General features: G+C 74.4%; 16 protein-coding genes. 13 read left to right on the top strand and 3 right to left on the bottom strand.

From position 1 onward, the window contains the following. The first annotated feature begins 26 nt into the window (after positions 1–26). From J2X49_RS10940 to J2X49_RS10930, 3 genes are read left to right on the top strand one after another with little or no spacing between them, the layout of a single operon-like run. A complete protein-coding gene (locus tag J2X49_RS10940) occupies positions 27–506 on the top strand; it encodes a hypothetical protein (protein ID WP_310126124.1) in 480 nt (159 codons plus the stop codon). Further along, a complete protein-coding gene (gene mfd / locus J2X49_RS10935) occupies positions 503–4,078 on the top strand; it encodes a transcription-repair coupling factor (protein WP_396131293.1) in 3,576 nt (1,191 codons plus the stop codon). The genes J2X49_RS10940 and mfd overlap by 4 nt, the downstream gene beginning before the upstream one ends. After that, the gene (locus tag J2X49_RS10930) at positions 4,075–4,710 is read left to right on the top strand and encodes a MazG family protein (RefSeq protein ID WP_310126121.1); all 636 of its coding nucleotides are present in this window, start codon (positions 4,075–4,077) and stop codon (positions 4,708–4,710) included. The genes mfd and J2X49_RS10930 overlap by 4 nt, the downstream gene beginning before the upstream one ends. A 106-nt stretch (positions 4,711–4,816) precedes the next feature. Here the strand turns inward: J2X49_RS10930 and J2X49_RS10925 are convergent, their stop codons facing one another. Beyond that, positions 4,817–5,755 carry an NAD(P)-dependent alcohol dehydrogenase gene (locus J2X49_RS10925; RefSeq protein ID WP_310126118.1) on the bottom strand — a complete coding sequence of 313 codons (939 nt, stop codon included), beginning with the start codon at positions 5,753–5,755 and terminating at the stop codon, positions 4,817–4,819. Positions 5,756–5,843: 88 nt separating this feature from the next. Between J2X49_RS10925 and J2X49_RS10920 the strand changes: the two genes are divergently transcribed. Beyond that, positions 5,844–6,524: a TetR/AcrR family transcriptional regulator gene (locus tag J2X49_RS10920; protein ID WP_310126115.1), complete on the top strand. Its 681-nt coding sequence runs from the start codon at positions 5,844–5,846 to the stop codon at positions 6,522–6,524. Here the strand turns inward: J2X49_RS10920 and J2X49_RS10915 are convergent. Then, positions 6,437–7,150, bottom strand: coding sequence for a Pr6Pr family membrane protein (locus tag J2X49_RS10915; RefSeq protein WP_310126111.1), 714 nt, complete (start codon positions 7,148–7,150; stop codon positions 6,437–6,439). The two genes, J2X49_RS10920 and J2X49_RS10915, sit on opposite strands and share 88 nt — an antisense overlap. Before the next feature lie 70 nt (positions 7,151–7,220). Here J2X49_RS10915 and J2X49_RS10910 point away from each other — a divergent pair, with 70 nt between their 5' ends. The 9 genes from J2X49_RS10910 (at position 7,221) to J2X49_RS10870 (ending at position 16,329) form a co-directional block, all read left to right on the top strand. Continuing rightward, positions 7,221–8,444, top strand: a complete 1,224-nt coding sequence (locus tag J2X49_RS10910; RefSeq protein WP_310126108.1) for an ATP phosphoribosyltransferase regulatory subunit — start codon at positions 7,221–7,223, stop codon at positions 8,442–8,444. 405 nt (positions 8,445–8,849) lie between these two features. Continuing rightward, on the top strand, positions 8,850–10,130 hold the full coding sequence (gene eno / locus J2X49_RS10905; RefSeq protein ID WP_310126103.1) for a phosphopyruvate hydratase: 1,281 nt from the start codon (positions 8,850–8,852) through the stop codon (positions 10,128–10,130). A 50-nt stretch (positions 10,131–10,180) separates the two neighbouring features. Next, positions 10,181–10,639, top strand: a complete 459-nt coding sequence (locus tag J2X49_RS10900) for a septum formation initiator family protein (protein WP_246991960.1) — start codon at positions 10,181–10,183, stop codon at positions 10,637–10,639. 32 nt (positions 10,640–10,671) lie between these two features. Further along, positions 10,672–11,169 (top strand): DUF501 domain-containing protein, encoded by a 498-nt coding sequence (locus tag J2X49_RS10895; protein WP_310126542.1) that lies wholly within the window; start codon positions 10,672–10,674, stop codon positions 11,167–11,169. Between the two features lie 43 nt (positions 11,170–11,212). Further along, complete coding sequence (locus J2X49_RS10890) at positions 11,213–12,547, top strand: NAD(P)/FAD-dependent oxidoreductase (protein WP_246991958.1); 1,335 nt, start codon at positions 11,213–11,215, stop codon at positions 12,545–12,547. Positions 12,548–12,655: 108 nt separating this feature from the next. After that, positions 12,656–13,255: a TetR/AcrR family transcriptional regulator gene (locus J2X49_RS10885; RefSeq protein WP_246991956.1), complete on the top strand. Its 600-nt coding sequence runs from the start codon at positions 12,656–12,658 to the stop codon at positions 13,253–13,255. After that, the gene (locus tag J2X49_RS10880) at positions 13,252–14,469 is read left to right on the top strand and encodes an alanine racemase (RefSeq protein WP_310126093.1); all 1,218 of its coding nucleotides are present in this window, start codon (positions 13,252–13,254) and stop codon (positions 14,467–14,469) included. Before J2X49_RS10885 ends, J2X49_RS10880 begins: the two co-directional genes overlap by 4 nt. Beyond that, positions 14,466–15,758 carry a D-arabinono-1,4-lactone oxidase gene (locus J2X49_RS10875; RefSeq protein WP_310126090.1) on the top strand — a complete coding sequence of 431 codons (1,293 nt, stop codon included), beginning with the start codon at positions 14,466–14,468 and terminating at the stop codon, positions 15,756–15,758. The genes J2X49_RS10880 and J2X49_RS10875 overlap by 4 nt, the downstream gene beginning before the upstream one ends. A 19-nt stretch (positions 15,759–15,777) precedes the next feature. After that, positions 15,778–16,329 (top strand): LemA family protein, encoded by a 552-nt coding sequence (locus tag J2X49_RS10870; protein ID WP_310126087.1) that lies wholly within the window; start codon positions 15,778–15,780, stop codon positions 16,327–16,329. Between the two features lie 255 nt (positions 16,330–16,584). On the opposite strand, the gene J2X49_RS10865 is transcribed toward J2X49_RS10870, so the two are convergent. Then, positions 16,585–16,906 (bottom strand): transposase (locus J2X49_RS10865; protein ID WP_310126085.1); only part of this gene is annotated, 322 nt, incomplete at its 5' end.

The following is a 16,906-nucleotide window of genomic DNA, read 5'->3' as shown; positions in this document are numbered from 1 at the left end:
GGAGCCGAATCGGAAGGAGTGCGCCCGTGCGCCGAACCGCCCTGCGAGCCGCAGCCCTCATCGCGGCGAGCCTCGTGCTCGTCGGCTGCGCGAGCGGCGACCCCGAGGCGCCCGCCGAGGCGCAGGGCCCGAACGGCTACGAGCTCGCCGCCACGCTCGACGACGGATCCGAGCTCTGGTCCGACCGCAGCCCCGAGTCGGGGCTCACCGACCTCATCCTCGAGACGCCCGAGGGCCGCATGATCCACTCGTGCCTCGGCTCCGGGCCGCTCATGTGCTGGGACGACCCGCTCGAGCCCGCGATGCTGCTCGTCATCGGGCCGCCCGAGGGCACCACCGCGACCCTCAGCTGGTACGGCGAGAGCCTCCCGCTCACTGCCGGCGAGCGCGAGGCCGACGACGCCCCCTCCGTGTTCGCGCTCGTGCTGCCCGACTACGAGGCGAACGACCAGGGATGGCGGCTCGAGGTGACCGACGCCTCCGGCGCGGTCGTCATGACCTCGTGAGCCTCCGGCCGCTGCTCGAGCTGCTCGAGCGCGGCGCGCTCGCCCCGGTCGTCGAGGCGAGCCGCGGGGGCGCGCTCACCGGCATCGAGGCGATGCGCGCGCCCGTCGCGGCGTCGATCGCGAGCGCCCACGAGCGGCCGCTGCTCGTCATCACCGCGACCCGCCGCGAGGCGGAGGCGGTGCGCGACGACCTCGCCGCGTGGCTGCCCGAGGCCGAGCTGCTCGACCTGCCCGCGTGGGAGACCCTCCCGCACGAGCGGCTCAGCCCCTCCGCCGAGACCGTCGGCAGGCGCGGCGCCACGCTCCGAGCCGTCGCCGAGCGCGACGGCTCCCGCCCGACGATCGTGATCGCCTCGGTGCGCGCCGCGCTGCAGCCCGTCGCCGACAACCTGCTGTCGGTGCAGCCGATCGAGCTCGTCGCGGGTGCGCGCGGCATCGACCTCGCGGCGCTCTCGCGCCACCTCGTCGACCTCGCCTACGCGCGGGTCGACATGGTCACCCGCCGCGGCGAGTTCGCGGTGCGCGGCGGCATCGTCGACGTCTTCGCGCCCGCCGACGACCACCCGGTGCGCATCGAGCTCTTCGGCGACGAGGTCGAGCAGATGCGCTGGTTCCACGTCGCCGACCAGCGCTCCGACGCCGAGCCGATCGAGCGCGTCGTGCTGCCGCCCACGCGCGAGCTGCTGCTGACCGAACCGGTGCGGCAGCGGGCCCGCCAGCTCGCACCCGAGTTCCCCGGCATCCAGCAGATGCTCGAGAAGATCGCCGAGGGGATGCCCGTGGAGGGCATGGAGTCGCTCGCGCCGGCCCTGCTGCCGCGACTCGTCCCCATCACGCACTACCTGCCCGACGCCGGCGTGCTCGTGCTCGGGCCCGAGCGCATCCGCGACCGCGTCGCGAGCCTCAACGAGACGAACCACGAGTTCCTCGAGGCCGCGTGGAGCGCCGCGACCGCCGGCGGCGAGGCGCCCGTCGACCTCGCCGGCGGGTTTCTCGACCTCGACGAGCTGCGCGAGTCGGTGCGCGCCCCCTGGTGGACGTTCTCGGTGCTGCGCGGCGGCGACGACGTCACCGCCCTCGAGGCGGACGCCGTGCCGAGCTTCGCGGGGCAGGCCGACGGCGCGGTCGAGCACCTGCGCGAGCGCGCCCGCGAGGGCTGGCGCATGGTCGTCACCGCCGCCGGGCACGGCATGGTCGAGCGGGCCGCGCAGGTGCTGGGCGAGCACGGCCTCGCCGCCCGCGAGGTGGAGGCGCTGCCGGCCGAGCTCGAGCCGGGCGTCGTGCACGTCACGCAGGCGTCGGTCGAGCACGGCTTCTCGCTCCCCGAGGAGCGGCTCGAGCTCGTCAGCGAGGCGGAGTTCTTCGGCCGCGCCGTCGGCGTCGACCAGCGCCAGTCGCGGCGGCTCGCGACCCGGCGCCGCTCGGTCGTCGACCCGCTGCAGCTGAAGCCCGGCGACTACGTCGTGCACGACACGCACGGCGTCGGCCGCTTCGTCGAGCTCACGCAGCGCACCGTCTCCACCGGCGGGCGCAGCGCCGTGAAGACGACCCGCGAGTACCTCGTCATCGAGTACGCGCCCTCGAAGCGCGGCCACCCCGGCGACCGGCTCTCGGTGCCCACCGACCAGCTCGACCAGCTGAGCCGCTACGTCGGCGGCGAGTCGCCCCAGCTGTCGAAGATGGGCGGCAGCGACTGGCAGCAGTCGAAGGCGAAGGCCAGGAAGGCCGTGCGCGAGATCGCGGTCGAGCTCGTGCAGCTCTACTCGGCGCGGATGGCGTCGAAGGGTCGCGCGTTCGGCCCCGACAGCCCGTGGCAGCGCGAGCTCGAGGACGCGTTCCCGTACGCCGAGACGCCCGACCAGCTGACGACCATCGACGAGGTGAAGCGCGACATGGAGCGCTCGGTGCCGATGGACCGGCTGCTCTCGGGCGACGTCGGCTACGGCAAGACCGAGGTCGCCGTGCGTGCCGCGTTCAAGGCGGTGCAGGACGGCGCGCAGGTCGCGGTGCTCGTGCCGACGACGCTGCTGGTGCGGCAGCACTTCGAGACCTTCGCGTCGCGCTTCGCCGGCTTCCCGGTGCACGTGCGCGCCCTCAGCCGCTTCCAGACCGACAAGGAGGTGCGCGAGACGATCGCGGGCCTCGCCGACGGCACCGTCGACGTCGTGATCGGCACCCACCGCATCCTCTCCGACCGCATCCGCTTCAAGGAGCTCGGGCTCGTCATCATCGACGAGGAGCAGCGCTTCGGCGTCGAGCACAAGGAGCAGCTGAAGGCGCTGAAGACCAACGTCGACGTGCTCGCCATGTCGGCGACGCCCATCCCGCGCACGCTCGAGATGGCGGTCACGGGCATCCGCGAGATGTCGACGCTCGCGACGCCGCCCGAGGCGCGGCATCCGGTGCTCACCTTCGTCGGCGCGTACAACGAGCAGCAGGTGGCTGCCGCGATCCGCCGCGAGCTGCTGCGCGAGGGCCAGGTGTTCTTCGTGCACAACCGGGTCTCGTCGATCAACAAGGTCGCGGCGCAGCTCGCCGAGCTCGTGCCCGAGGCGCGCATCGGCGTCGCGCACGGCAAGATGCCGGAGACGGCGCTCGAGCGGGTGATCGTCGACTTCTGGGAGAAGCAGTACGACGTGCTCGTCTCCACCACCATCGTCGAGACCGGCCTCGACATCCCCAACGCCAACACGCTCATCGTCGATCGCGCCGAGCGCTACGGGCTCAGCCAGCTGCACCAGCTGCGCGGGCGCGTCGGCCGCGGCCGCGAGCGCGCCTACGCGTACTTCCTCTACGACGCCGAGACGCCGCTGTCCGAGACGGCGCACGACCGGCTCGAGACGATCGCCGTGCACAACGAGCTCGGCGCCGGCATGCAGGTGGCGCTCAAGGACCTCGAGATCCGCGGCGCCGGCAACCTGCTCGGCGGCGAGCAGTCGGGCCACATCGCCGGCGTCGGCTTCGACCTGTACCTGCGCATGGTGGGCGAGGCCGTCGCGGTCTTCCGCGGCGAGGAGGACGAGGGGCCGCGCGAGCTGCGGCTCGAGCTGCCGGTCGACGCGGTGATCCCCGAGGACTATGTCGACTCGGAGCGCCTGCGCCTCGAGGCCTACCAGAAGCTCTCGGCCGCGGCGTCGGCGCGCGACGACGAGTCGATCGACCACGTGCTCGAGGAGCTGCGCGACCGCTACGGCCCGCCACCGGCGCAGGTGACGGCGCTCGTCGCCATGGCGCGGCTGCGGCGCAAGGCGCAGCGCGCGAAGCTCTCGGAGGTCATCACGGTCGGGCCGAACCTGCGCATCGGCCCCGCCGAGCTCGCCGACTCGGTGCAGCTGCGGCTGCGGCGCATGTACCCGGGCGCGAAGGTCAACGAGACCGCGAAGACGCTCGTCGTGCCGATCCCCACGGCCGGCGGCGGCCGGCTCGCCGGCACGCAGGCGGAGCCGCTGCCCGATGCCGAGCTCATCGCGTGGGTGGATGCGCTGCTGACGGCGATCTTCCCGCCGCCCAGGCCGGCCGACGACCAGGCCGCGCAGCCCGCCGGGGAGCCGGCGGGGGAGCGCACGGCGTGAGCGCCCTCGACGACCTCGTCGCCGTCATGGCGCGGCTGCGGGCGCCCGGCGGCTGCCCGTGGGACGCCGAGCAGACGCACGCGTCGCTCGTGCCCTTCCTCATCGAGGAGGCGCACGAGCTGGCCGAGGCGATCGAGGCCGGCGACGCCGACGACGCCCACCTGCGCGAGGAGCTCGGCGACGTGCTGCTGCAGGTCGTCTTCCACGCCGACATCGCCCGCGCCGAGGGCCGGTTCGACCTCGACGACGTCGCGCAGGGGCTCGCCGAGAAGCTGCGACGGCGGCATCCGCACGTCTTCGCCGACGTCGCCGTCTCGGGCGTCGACGACGTGGTGGCGAACTGGGATGCGCTGAAGCGCGCCGAGAAGCCCGAGCGCGGCAGCGCGCTCGACGGCATCCCGGCGGGCCTGCCCGCGCTCGCGCGCGCCGAGAAGGTGCTGCGCCGCGCCGAGCGCGCGGGCCTGACGACATCGGATGCGACGGGCCCGGCCACCGAGGAGGCGCTCGGCGCCGAGCTGCTCGCGCTCGTGCGCGGCGCGGCTGCCCGCGGGCTCGACGCCGAGCGGGCGCTCCGCGCCGCCACCCGCGAGCTCGAGGCGAGCCTCCGCGCCGAGGAGGCCGGCCGCGCCTGATCCCCCCCGGTCGATTGGTCACGATCGGTCGGCTGCGCCCCGGCGGAGCAGCACTTCGTGACCACTCGGCGGGGAGCGGTGGCCGCGGGCACCGCCGCGGCCGGGCCTAGGGCCGCACCACCACGTTGCCGACCTTGTGGCCGGAGTCGACGATCGCGTGCGCGCGGGCGATCTCGGCCATCGGCAGCGACTGCACGACCGGCTCGAGCTCGCCGGTCGCGAGCAGTTCGAGCAGCCGCTCGATGTGCTCGCGCCGGGCGCGGGCGATCCCTGCCTTGACCGGGCCGCGCGCCGTGATGGTCTGCCAGAGCGTGGCGGCGACCAGGATGAGCGTGCCGCCGTCGGCGAGCAGCCGCCGTCCGGTCGTGGGGGAGAGCGCGCCGACCGCGTCGAGCACCACGTCGAAGCGGGGGCCGAGCGCGGTGACGTCGGTCGTCGCGCGATCGACCACCTCCTCCGCGCCGAGCCGGCGCACGAGCTCGGCGTTCGGAGCGCTCACGACCGCGGTCACATGCGCGCCCGCGAGCCGCGCCACCTGCACCGCGCTCGTGCCGACCGCGCCCGCGGCGCCGACGATGAGCACCGTCTGCCCCTCCCGCAGCTGCGCGACGTCGAGCAGGAAGTGCATCGCCGTCGTGCCGCCGAAGACCACGGCCGCCGCATCCTCGAGCGCGACGCCCTCGGGAACCCGCACGAGGCGGTCGGCCCGCAGCGAGATGAGCTCGGCGTGGCCGCCGTGCCCGCTCGCGCACACCACGGCGTCGCCCGGCGCGAGCCCCTCGACGCCCTCGCCGACCGCCTCGACCGTGCCCGAGAGCGCGAAGCCGAGGATGCGCCGGCGCGGCCCGCGCAGGCCGAGCGCGAGGCGGGCGGGCACCGCGAAGCCGCGCGGGAAGCGCGCGCCGCGGATCCGGGCGTCGCCCGAGCTCACGGTCGCCGCCGCGACCCGCACGAGCGCCTCGCCAGGGCCCGCCACGGGCGCCGCGACCTCGGCGACCCGCGCGACCTCGGGCGGGCCGTACCGGTCGATGACCACTGCGCGCATCCGATGCTCCTTACAGGTGTAAGCCGATCTGGCGCCAGCGTAGCCTTACAGTTGTAAGCCCGCAAGGGTCCCGTCGAGGAGGTGGCGCATGAGCCAGGGGAGCCGACCAGCGCGGCGCAGCCGCGAGCCGCTCAGCCGCGAGCGCGTCGTCGCCGCGGCGGTCGCCGTCGCCGACCGCGACGGGCTCGCCGGCGTCAGCATGCGCAGCGTCGGGCGGGAGCTCGGCGTCGAGGCCATGTCGCTCTACCACCACGTCGCGAGCAAGGAGGCCCTGCTCGACGAGCTCGCCGGCTGGCTCATGGCCCAGATCGAGCCGCCGCGGCCCGGCGACGCGTGGCGCGAGGGCCTGCGCCGTCGCGCGCACTCCGCGCGCGCCGTCATGGGGGCGCACGCCTGGGGGCTCGGCTTCGTCGAGTCGCGCCGCGCCCCCGGCGAGGCGCTCATGCAGGGGCACGAGGCGGTGCTCGAGTGCCTGCGGGCCGACGGCGTGCCGCTGCGGCTCGCGGCCCACGCCTTCTCGGTGCTCGACGCCTACGTCTACGGCTTCGCGCTCACCGAGCAGCACCTGCCGTTCGAGCCCGGCGGCGCCGAGGCGATGGTCGACGGGCTGGCGCTGCCGGCCGGCCGGTTCCCGCGCCTGGCCGAGCTGGTCGCCGAGCTCGTCGTCGGCGGCGACTACGACTACGGCGACGAGTTCGCGTACGGCCTCGAGCTCGTGCTCGACGCGATCGGGGCGCGGCTGGCGGCCTGGACGCCCGACTCGCGGTAGCGGAGGCGCCCGAGGCCGGCGACGATGAAGATGCCCACGACGAACGCGATGAGCACCTGCCCCGTCGGCCACACCAGCCCCGCCCATCCGCCGTGCTCGCCCGGGTCGAGGAACGGGTAGGGGAACCAGCCGTCGACGAGGGCGCCCCGCAGCCACGACGCGGCGAGGTAGGCCACCGGATAGCCCATCCACCACGCGGCCCGCGAGAGCCGGATGCGCCCCGCGGCGGGCACGAGCAGCCAGTCGAGCCCGACCATCCAGGGGATGAAGCGGTGCTGGGCGGCGTTCGTGTACTCGATCGTCCACGCCCACACCTCGTCGGGCTTCGCGAGCAGCACCGCGTAGACGAGCCCCGTGAGCACGATGTAGGCGGTGATCGCGCCGCGCACGTGGTCGAACCAGCGGGGCCTGCGCCACTGCGGCACGACCAGCATCCACGCGATGAGGGCGATCACCAGCAGGTTCGACTGCACCGTGAAGTACGCGAAGTGCTCGCTCGCGCGCTCGCCCGACTCGAGCATGTTCTTGATGTTCCAGGCCTCGGCCGAGACGGCGAGGAGGAGGATGCCGACCCGCCACGCCACGACGGGCACGGCGCGGTCGTGGAGGGGCCAGCGACGTCGCACCAGCCCATGATGGCATCGGCGGATGCGCGGGCGGCGCGGCCCGCGCACGCCGTGCGGGAGAATGGTCGCCATGGCAACCCAGGTGCACCCGCCGCGCGGCATGCGCGACTTCCTGCCCGTCGAGAAGCGCCGCCGCGAGCGCGTGCTCCGCGTCATCCGGGACGCCTACGAGGACCACGGGTTCGAGGAGATCGAGACGCCCGTCGTCGAGGACGCCGAGCGCCTGCACGCGGGCCTGGGCGGCGACAACGAGAAGCTCGCGTTCGCGGTCATGCGCCGGGGCCTCGCCGTCGACGACCTCCGCTCGGCCGCGGCGCCGCTCGACCTGGCCGACCTCGGGCTGCGCTTCGACCTGACGGTGCCGCTCGCGCGCTTCATCGCCACGCACCGGGCGGCGCTGCCGCCGGTGTTCCGCGCGATCCAGATCGCGCCGGTGTGGCGCGCCGAGCGGCCGCAGCGCGGGCGCTTCCGCCAGTTCATGCAGTGCGACATCGACATCGCCGGCGAGCCGGGCATCGCGGCCGAGCTCGAGCTGCTCGCCGCGACGGGGGATGCGCTGACCCGGCTCGGCATCCCGGACGCGTTCGTGCGCATCAACGACCGCCGCATCCTCGCCGCGGCGCTGGAGCACGCCGGCGTGCCCGAGGCCGAGCGCGAGGGCGCGCTCATCACGGTCGACAAGCTCGACAAGATCGGCCGCGAGGGCGTGGCCGAGGAGCTGGGCAGCCGCGGCATCGACGGCGCCCGGCTGCTCGCGACGCTCGACGCGATCCGCGACGGCGCGACGCTGCCGGACGGCTTCGACCCGGCCGTGCTCGACGACGTGCGCTCCCTGCTCGACGCCCGCGTCGGCATCCGCCTCGAGTTCGACCCGACGCTCGTGCGCGGCATGGGCTACTACACCGGCCCCATCTTCGAGATCGCGCACCCCCAGCTGCCGTTCTCGATCGGCGGCGGCGGCCGCTACGACGGCATGATCGGCCGCTTCCTCGGCCAGGACATGCCTGCGGTCGGCATCTCGCTCGGCTTCGAGCGGCTCGTCGACCTCGTCGAGCTGCCCGCGGGCGGCGCGCGCGATGCGCTCGCGCTCCTCGTCGACAAGGCGACGCCGCCGGCCGACGCGCTCGCGATCAAGCGCGACCTCGTCGCTGCGGGCGAGACCGTGCGCATGCAGCGCCGCACGAAGAACGTGACCGGCATGCTCGAGCAGCTCGCCGCATCCGGGGCCACCCGCTTCGCCTTCGTGCGCCCCGGCGACTCGGCCGCGAGCCTCGAGGTGAAGCCGATCGCCTGAGCCGCCGCCTCGCGCGGCGCCTCCCGCGATCGAGCGGCGCCCCGCGCGATCGAGCGGCGCCCCGCGCGATCGAGTGGCGCTCCCCGCGATCGAGTGGCGCCCTGCGTGATCGAGTGGCGCTCCGCGCGATCGAGTGACGCCCGGCCCTTGCACTGGCGACATCCGCGATTCCGTCGCGAAGGCGCCACTCGATGTCCGCGGGCGCCACTCGATCCCCGGACCCGCCACTCGATGTCGGGAGGCGCCACTCGACCGCCGCGCGCGCCGCTCGGTGTCAGGGGGCGCCACTCGATGCAGGGGGGCGCGCGGCAGGGCGGATGCCCCGCCCGCAGCGGGCGGGTGTGCAGGGATGCGCCCAGGACTAGGCTCGTCAGCGGCCGTCCACTGCGAACCCTAGGAGCACCCGTGGCACTCATCGACACCCTGCAGGCGCGCGAGATCCTCGACTCCCGCGGCAACCCGACCGTCGAGGTCGAGGTGCTGCTCTCGGACGGCTCGGTCGGCCGGGCCGCGGTGCCGAGCGGCGCATCCACCGGCGCCTTCGAGGCGTACGAGCTGCGCGACGGCGACAGCGCCCGCTACGCCGGCAAGGGCGTCGAGCAGGCCGTCGACGCGGTCAACGAGGAGATCGCCGAGGCGATCGAGGGCCTCACCGCCGACGACCAGCGCGTCGTCGACGCGACGCTCATCGAGCTCGACGGCAGCGACAACAAGAAGAACCTCGGCGCCAACGCCATCCTCGGCGTCTCGCTCGCGGTCGCGAAGGCCGCCGCCGACTCGGCGAAGCTGCCCCTGTTCCGCTACCTCGGCGGACCGAACGCGTTCCTGCTGCCCGTGCCGATGATGAACGTCATCAACGGCGGCGCGCACGCCGACACCGGCGTCGACATCCAGGAGTTCATGATCCTGCCGATCGGCGCCGAGTCGTTCCGCGAGGGCCTGCGCTGGGGCACGGAGACCTACCACGTGCTCAAGAGCATCCTCAAGGAGCAGGGCCTCTCGACCGGCCTCGGCGACGAGGGCGGCTTCGCGCCCGACCTCCAGAGCAACCGCACGGCGCTCGACCTGCTCGTGCAGGCCATCGAGAAGGCCGGCTTCACGCCCGGCACCGACATCGCGCTCGGCCTCGACGTCGCGGCGACGGAGTTCTTCGACAACGGCGTCTACCGCTTCGAGGGCCAGGATCGGTCGGCGTCCGACATGTCCGACTACTTCGCCGAGCTGGTCGACTCCTACCCGCTCGTCACGATCGAGGACCCGATGAGCGAGGAGGACTGGGAGGGCTGGACCGGCATCACCGAGCGCCTCGACGACCGCGTGCAGATCGTCGGCGACGACCTGTTCGTCACGAACCCCGAGCGCCTCGTCGACGGCATCGAGCGCGGCGCCGCGAACGCGCTGCTCGTGAAGGTCAACCAGATCGGCACGCTCTCCGAGACCTTCGACGCGATCCGCATCGCGACGCAGGCGGGCTACTCGTCGGTGCTCTCGCACCGGTCGGGCGAGACCGAGGACACCACGATCGCCGACATCGCGGTCGCCGTGAACGCGGGCCAGATCAAGACGGGCGCCCCCGCTCGCAGCGAGCGCGTCGCGAAGTACAACCAGCTGCTGCGCATCGAGGAGGACCTCGGCGAGGCCGCGGAGTACGCCGGCGCCGCCGCGTTCCCGCGCTTCGAGGGCTGACCCCCGCGGTTCGGCCGCGACGGGAGGGCACTCGCCGATATCCTCGGCGGGTGCCCTCCGTCCGTCCTGCCTCCGGTCAGCTGCGCGTGTCGTGGCTGCTGCTCGTCGCGGTCGGCCTCGTCCTCGCCGGCGTCGTCACGCTCGCGCCCTCCATCGGGCTGCTGCTCGAGCAGCGCCGCGACATCGCCGCGCTCGAGGCGCAGGTGACGGCGCAGCAGGAGAACGTCGAGGCGCTGCAGCAGGAGCAGGCGCGCTGGGACGACCCCGCCTACATCGAGGCGCAGGCGCGCGACCGGCTGTTCTTCGTCTACCCGGGCGAGACGAGCTTCGTGCTGCTCGACGACCGGTCGGCGCTCGAGACGGCCTCCGCCGACGTGCCCTCGGCGACGATCGAGCAGCCGACCGAGGACTGGGTCGCCGCGACCGCCACGTCGTTCCTCGTCGCGGGCCTGACCGACGACGGGCCGTCGTCGTTCGGCGAGCCGGCCGAGGTGGGGGAGCCGCAGTGATCGACCCGGCCACCGAGCGCGACCTCGAGATCATGGCGTCCCAGCTCGGCCGCACGATGCGCGGCGTGCTCGGCATCGGCGCCCGCTGCGCGTGCGGCGCGCCGACCGTCGTGGTGACGGCGCCGCGACTGCCCGACGGCACGCCGTTCCCCACCTTCTACTACCTCACGCATCCGGCCGCCGCCGCCTCCGCGTCGCGGCTCGAGGCCGACGGCACGATGGCCGAGCTGCAGCGGCGGCTCGAGGAGCCGGAGACGGCGGATGCGTATGCCGCGGCCCATGCGGCGTACCTCGCCGACCGGGAGGCCCACGGGCACGTCGAGGAGATCGCCGGCATCTCGGCCGGCGGCATGCCGACGCGGGTGAAGTGCCTGCACGCGGTGATCGCGCACTCGCTCGCCGCCGGACCGGGCGTGAACCCGATCGGCGACGCCGCCCTGGCGATCGCCGACTGGTCGCCCGAGGTGTGCGCCTGCCCGCCCGAGGACCGGGGCCCGCGCGCGACCGGCGCGGACTCCCACCCGCGATAGACTGCTCCCACATCCACATCTGATACCGGGGAAGAAGCGCGCTTTGACCAAGATCCTCATCGTCGGCGGCGGCTACGCCGGCCTGTACACCGCACGCGGGCTCGAGCGTCTGCTCGGGGAGGCCGAGGCCGAGATCACCATCGTGGATCCGCTGTCGTACATGACCTACCTGCCGTTCCTGCCGGAGGTCGCCGCGGGCTCCATCGAGCCGCGCCACGCGGTCGTGCCGCTGCGCCGCCACCTGAGCCGCACCCGCGTCGTGCAGGCGAAGGTCACGAACGTCGACCACGCGACCAAGGTCGCGACGATCCAGCCCGAGCTCGGCGAGCCGACCGCGATGGCGTACGACGTCATCGTCATGACCGCCGGCTCCGTCTCGCGCACCTTCCCGATCCCGGGCGTCGCCGACGAGGCGATCGGCATGAAGACGATCGAGGAGGCCGCCGCCGTGCGCGACCGCCTCATCTCGAACTTCGCGAAGGCCGCGGCGCTGCCCGCCGGCCCCGAGCGCGACCGCCTCCTGACCGTCGTGGTCGTCGGCGGCGGCTTCGCCGGCATCGAGACGATCGCCGAGCTGCGCGACTTCGCCACGCACCTGCTCTCGCGCTTCCCCGAGATCGCGTTCGAGGACGTCGCGTTCCACCTCGTCGAGGCGATGGGCCGCATCATGCCCGAGGTGAGCGCCTCGACCGCCGACTGGGTGGTCGAGGACCTCCGCAAGCGCGGCGTCGACGTGCACCTCGAGACGCAGCTGCAGAGCGCGCTCGACGGCGTGTGCGAGCTCTCCACGGGCGAGCGCTTCGGCTCCGACCTCATCATCTGGACCGCCGGCGTCATGGCGAACCCTGTCGTTCGTGCCACCGACCTCCCGCTCGACGACCGCGGCCGCATCACCGCGCTCGCGACGCTGCAGGTGGCACGCGACGGCGTCGTCGTGCCCGACGCCTGGACCGCGGGCGACGTCTCGGCCGTGCCCGACAAGTCGAAGACCCCCGGCCCCGGCGGCTTCTGCGTGCCCAACGCGCAGCACGCGGTGCGCCAGGCGAAGCTGCTCGCGAAGAACATCGTCGCGGTGCTGCGCGGCGACGCGCCCCGCGAGTACATCCACGACAACGAGGGCGCCGTCGCGGGCCTCGGCCTCTGGAACGGCGTGTTCCAGAAGGGCAAGATCGCCATCAAGGGGCCGCTGGCCTGGCTGGCGCACCGCGGCTACCACGGCCTCGCGATGCCGATGTGGGAGCGCAAGATCCGCGTCTTCACGGGCTGGTGGAACAACTTCTGGCTGGGTCGCGACATCGCCGAGCTCTCCGACCGCGAGGTGCCGCGCCAGGCGTTCGAGACGTTCGCGTCGCGCCCGAAGCCGAAGGTCGACGCCTAGGCTTCGCTCTTCGCGACACGACAGCGCCGCGTCCCTTCCGAGGGGCGCGGCGCTGTCGTATCGTTGTCGTGGACGCCCGTCCAAGTAGGCGTGCAGAACGGAGCTCGCGTGGCGCGGAAGCCGGCCGCGGTGCGGCGTCGGGACCTCGTGGAGGCAGGGCTGCGCGTGATCGCGCGCGAGGGGATGCACGGGGCAACCGTGCGGGCGATCGTCGCCGAGGCGGGCGTGCCGCTCGCGACCTTCCACTACGTGTTCTCGTCGCGCGACGAGATGATCGGCGAGGCCTACGCCTTCGTGGCGCTGCGCCCCGAGGAGAACACCATGGCGGCGATGCCGGAGGGCGCGACCCTCGACGACGCCATCCGCGCCATCTTCACGCTGTGGTTCGAGCGGTTCCTCGAGCACCCCGAGTACGAGCTCGCGATCATGGAGATCATGGCGTACTGCAGCCGCACGCCCTCGCTCGCGCACCTCCCGGGCGAGGTGCAGGAGCGCTACCTCGAAGCCGTGACGGATGCGGTGGAGGGCCTGCGCGAGCACTTCGGCGCGAGCGCGGCGATGCCCGCCCGCGACGCGGCGGCGCTCGTGCTGCACCTGACCGACGGCCTCACGTACTGCTGGCTGCGCACCCACGACACCGAGGCATCCCACCGCTTCATCGAGGCCGCCGTGCCGCTCGTGCGGCGCACGATCGACGACCGCTCGTGAGCGGGATCCGGCTCGAGGGTGCGGCGCCCTGGCTCGCCGAGGGCCACTGGCGCCGGCTCGACGCGGCGACCGCGCACTTCGACGGGCCGTTCGCGGCGCTGTCGCTCGAGGCGCTCGCGCACAACGCCGCCGACATGGCGCGCCGCGCGGCCGGCACGCGTCTGCGGCTGGCCACGAAGTCGGTGCGCAGCCGCCCGGTGATCGAGGCTGTGCTGCGCCTGCCCGGCTGGCACGGCGTGCTCGCCGCGACGCTGCCGGAGGCGCTCTGGCTCGCCGCGACGGTCGACGACGTGCTGCTCGGCTACCCGACCGTCGACCGGGGTGCGCTGCGCGCGCTCGCCAGCGACGACCTGGCGCGCGAGCGGGTGACGCTCATGGTCGACAGCGTCGAGCACCTCGACGCGATCGACCGCGCGGCTCCCGGCCACCCCGAGCTGCGGGTGGCGATCGAGCTCGACGCGTCGCTCGAGGTGGGGCCCCTGCGGGCGGGTGTGCGGCGATCGCCCCAGCACCGCCCCGAGCAGCTGCGCGCGCTCGCGCGGGCCGTCGCCGACCGTCGCGGGTTCCGGCTCGTGGGCGTGATGGCGTACGAGGCGCAGATCGCCGGCGTGCAGGACGCCCGGTCGCGCGGGCTCGCGCCGGCCGCCGCGGTGCGGGCCATGCAGGGGCTCTCGCGCCGCGAGCTGCGCGAGCGGCGAGGCGCCGCGATCGCCGCGGTCCGCGAGGTCGCCGAGCTCGAGCTCGTCAACGGCGGCGGCACGGGATCGATCGAGTCGACGGCGGCGGATGCGTCGGTCACCGAGATCGGGGCGGGCAGCGGCCTGTTCGGTCCCCACCTCTTCGACGGCTACCGCAGCTTCCGGCCCGCGCCGGCGCTCGCGTTCGCCCTGCCGGTCGTGCGTCGGCCGGGGCCGGGCTCGGTGACGCTGCTCGGCGGCGGCTGGGTCGCCTCCGGGCCCGCGGGCGCCGACCAGCAGCCGCTCGTCGCGTGGCCGGAGGGCATACGGCTCGATCCGCGCGAGGGGGCGGGCGAGGTGCAGACGCCCGTGCTCGGGGAGGCCGCCGACCGGCTGCGGCTCGGCGACCGCGTGTGGCTGCGCCATGCGAAGGCCGGCGAGCTGTGCGAGCGCACCGACCGCCTGCACGTCGTCTCGGGCGACCAGGTGGTGACCAGCATCCCCACGTACCGTGGCGAGGGGAGGGCGCTGCTGTGACGTGGACGAACTGGGCCCGGTCGCAACGGGCCGAGCCGCGCGAGGTCGACGCGCCGCGGACGATCGAGTCGGTGCGCCGCGCCGTCGAGCGCGTCGCGGCGCGGGGCGGCACGATGCGCCCCGTCGGCAGCGGGCACTCGTTCTCGGGCGCCGCTCGGCCTGACGACGCGCAGCTGCGGCTCGACGGCCTCACCGGCCTGCTCGACGTCGACCGCGAGCGCCGGCGGGCGACGGTGCTGGCCGGCACGCGCATCCGCGACCTGTCGCTGCTGCTCGCGCAGCACGGGCTGGCGCTCGACAACCTCGGCGACGTCGACGTGCAGACGATCGCGGGCGCGATCTCGACCGGCACCCACGGCACGGGACTCGCGCACCGCTCGATCGGCGCATCCGTCGTCGCGGCGACGCTCGTCGCGGGCGACGGCAGCCTCGTGCGCGTGAGCGACGAGGAGCGGCCCGACCTGCTCCCCGCCGTGCGGCTGGGGCTCGGGGCGCTGGGCGTGCTCGTCGACGTGACGCTGCAGTGCGTGCCCGCGTTCGCGCTCGACGCGGTCGAGACGACGGTGGCGCTCGACGCCGTGCTCGACGACTGGATGGGCCTCCTCGAGCGCACCGACCACTTCGAGTGCTACTGGTTCGCCGCCACGCGGGTCGCGGCGACGAAGTCGAACACGCGCGTCGACGGGCCGCTCCGGCCGCGCTCGGCCGTCGGCCGCTTCGTCGACGAGCGGCTGCTCACCGACGTCGGCCACCGGGCGCTGCTCGCGCTCGGCGCGCTCGTGCCCGCGACGGCCGCGCCGCTCAACGAGCTGTCGGCGCGGCTGCTGCCGCGCGGGAGGTTCGTCGAGCCGAGCCACGAGGTGTTCGCGGCGCCGCGCGCGGTGCGGTTCCGCGAGCTCGAGTACGGGCTGCCGGTCGAGGCCGTGCCCGAGGCGCTGCGCGAGATCGACCGGGCGCTGCGGCGCGCCGACCTCGTGCTGACGTTCCCGTTCGAGCTGCGCGCCGCCGCCGCCGACGACGCCCACCTGTCGACGGCGCTCGGGCGCGACACCGGCTACATCGCGGCGCACCGGTGGTGGCGCGAGGATCCGCGGCCGCTGTTCGAGATCGTCGAGCCCATCCTGCTCGCGCACGACGGCCGGCCGCACTGGGGCAAGCTGCACTCGCTGCGGGCGCCCGAGCTCGCCCAGCGCTTCCCGGGCTTCGCCGCGTTCGCCCAGGCGCGCGACGAGCTCGACCCCGCGCGCGTCTTCGCGAGCTCGTGGACGCGCAGGGTGCTCGGGGCCTGACCGTCCTACAGTGGAGGGCATGGAAGACCCCCTCCTCTGGCTCTGGATCGCGATCGGCGCGATCGTCGTCGTCGTGCTCGTCCTCGTCGTGTGGACGGCCTCGGCCGCCGCGTCGATGCGGCGCCTCGCCGAGACGGTCGACGCGCGCTGGAGCGCCCTCGCCGAGACGCTCGAGCGCCGCCGCGGCGTGGCCGATCCGCTGCTGTCGACCGCCGAAGAGGGGCAGCGCCGCACGGCGGCGGATGCCTTCGGCCGGCTCGAGAGCGCTCGACTGCCGGGGGAGAAGGCCGAGGCGGAGGCCGCGGTGCAGCGGGCGCTGCGCCCGCTCGTGCAGGCGGCCGGGTCGCAGCCCACGGGATCGGCGGCCGCGGATGCGCGTGCCGCGCTCGCGGCGCTCGACGACGAGGCGCAGGCGCGCCGCCGCGACTACAACACGGGCGCGCGCGAGCTGAACGCCAAGGGCCGCCGGTTCCCGACGTCGCTGTTCAAGGGCGCCGCGGGCGTGCCGCGCGAGTTCTTCGAGGTCGACCAGGCGGGCGCCGTCGCGGAGCCGCCGCGCATCCAGTTCTGACCACCGCTGGTCGAGGAGCCGCCGCAGGCGGCGTCTCGAGACCACACGGCCGCGTTGCGCGCCAGGTCTCGTGACGGGTGCGGGCTGCGCCCGCGCGCTCCTCGACCAAGCGCGACGCTCTCCGCTGGTCGAGGAGCCGCCGCAGGCGGCGTCTCGAGACCACCCGGTAGCCGCGTGCGCCAGGTCTCGTGACGCATGCGGGCTGCGCCCGCGCGCTCCTCGACCAAGCGGGACGCCCCCCCCCGCTGGATAGTTCTATGTCTCGGGATGCGCAAGATCGGTTCTGAGGTTGCGGAAGATCTCTCGGACGATAGCTCGCTTCAGCGCTCGCATGATGTCGCGCTTGGAGAGGCCCTCGGCAAGCCGTCGATCACGGTAGGCGCGGGTGCGGGGGTCGTGCGCGAGTCGGGTGAGCGCGATCGTGTGGATAGCGCGGTTCGCTTGCCGGTTGCCGCCGCGGTGGAGGCGATGCCGGTGGGTCCTGCCGCTGGAGACCGGGATCGGCGCGGTGCCGGTCAGGCGCGCCAGCGCCGACTCGGAGCGGATGCGGGCGAAGTTCTCGCCGACGGCGACCAGC

This window comes from Agrococcus sp. BE272, from assembly GCF_031457935.1.
GTDB classification, from domain to species: Bacteria; Actinomycetota; Actinomycetes; order Actinomycetales; family Microbacteriaceae; genus Agrococcus; species Agrococcus sediminis.
Note: the sequence above shows the minus strand (reverse complement) of the source record. Positions and strands in the feature narration are given on the sequence as shown.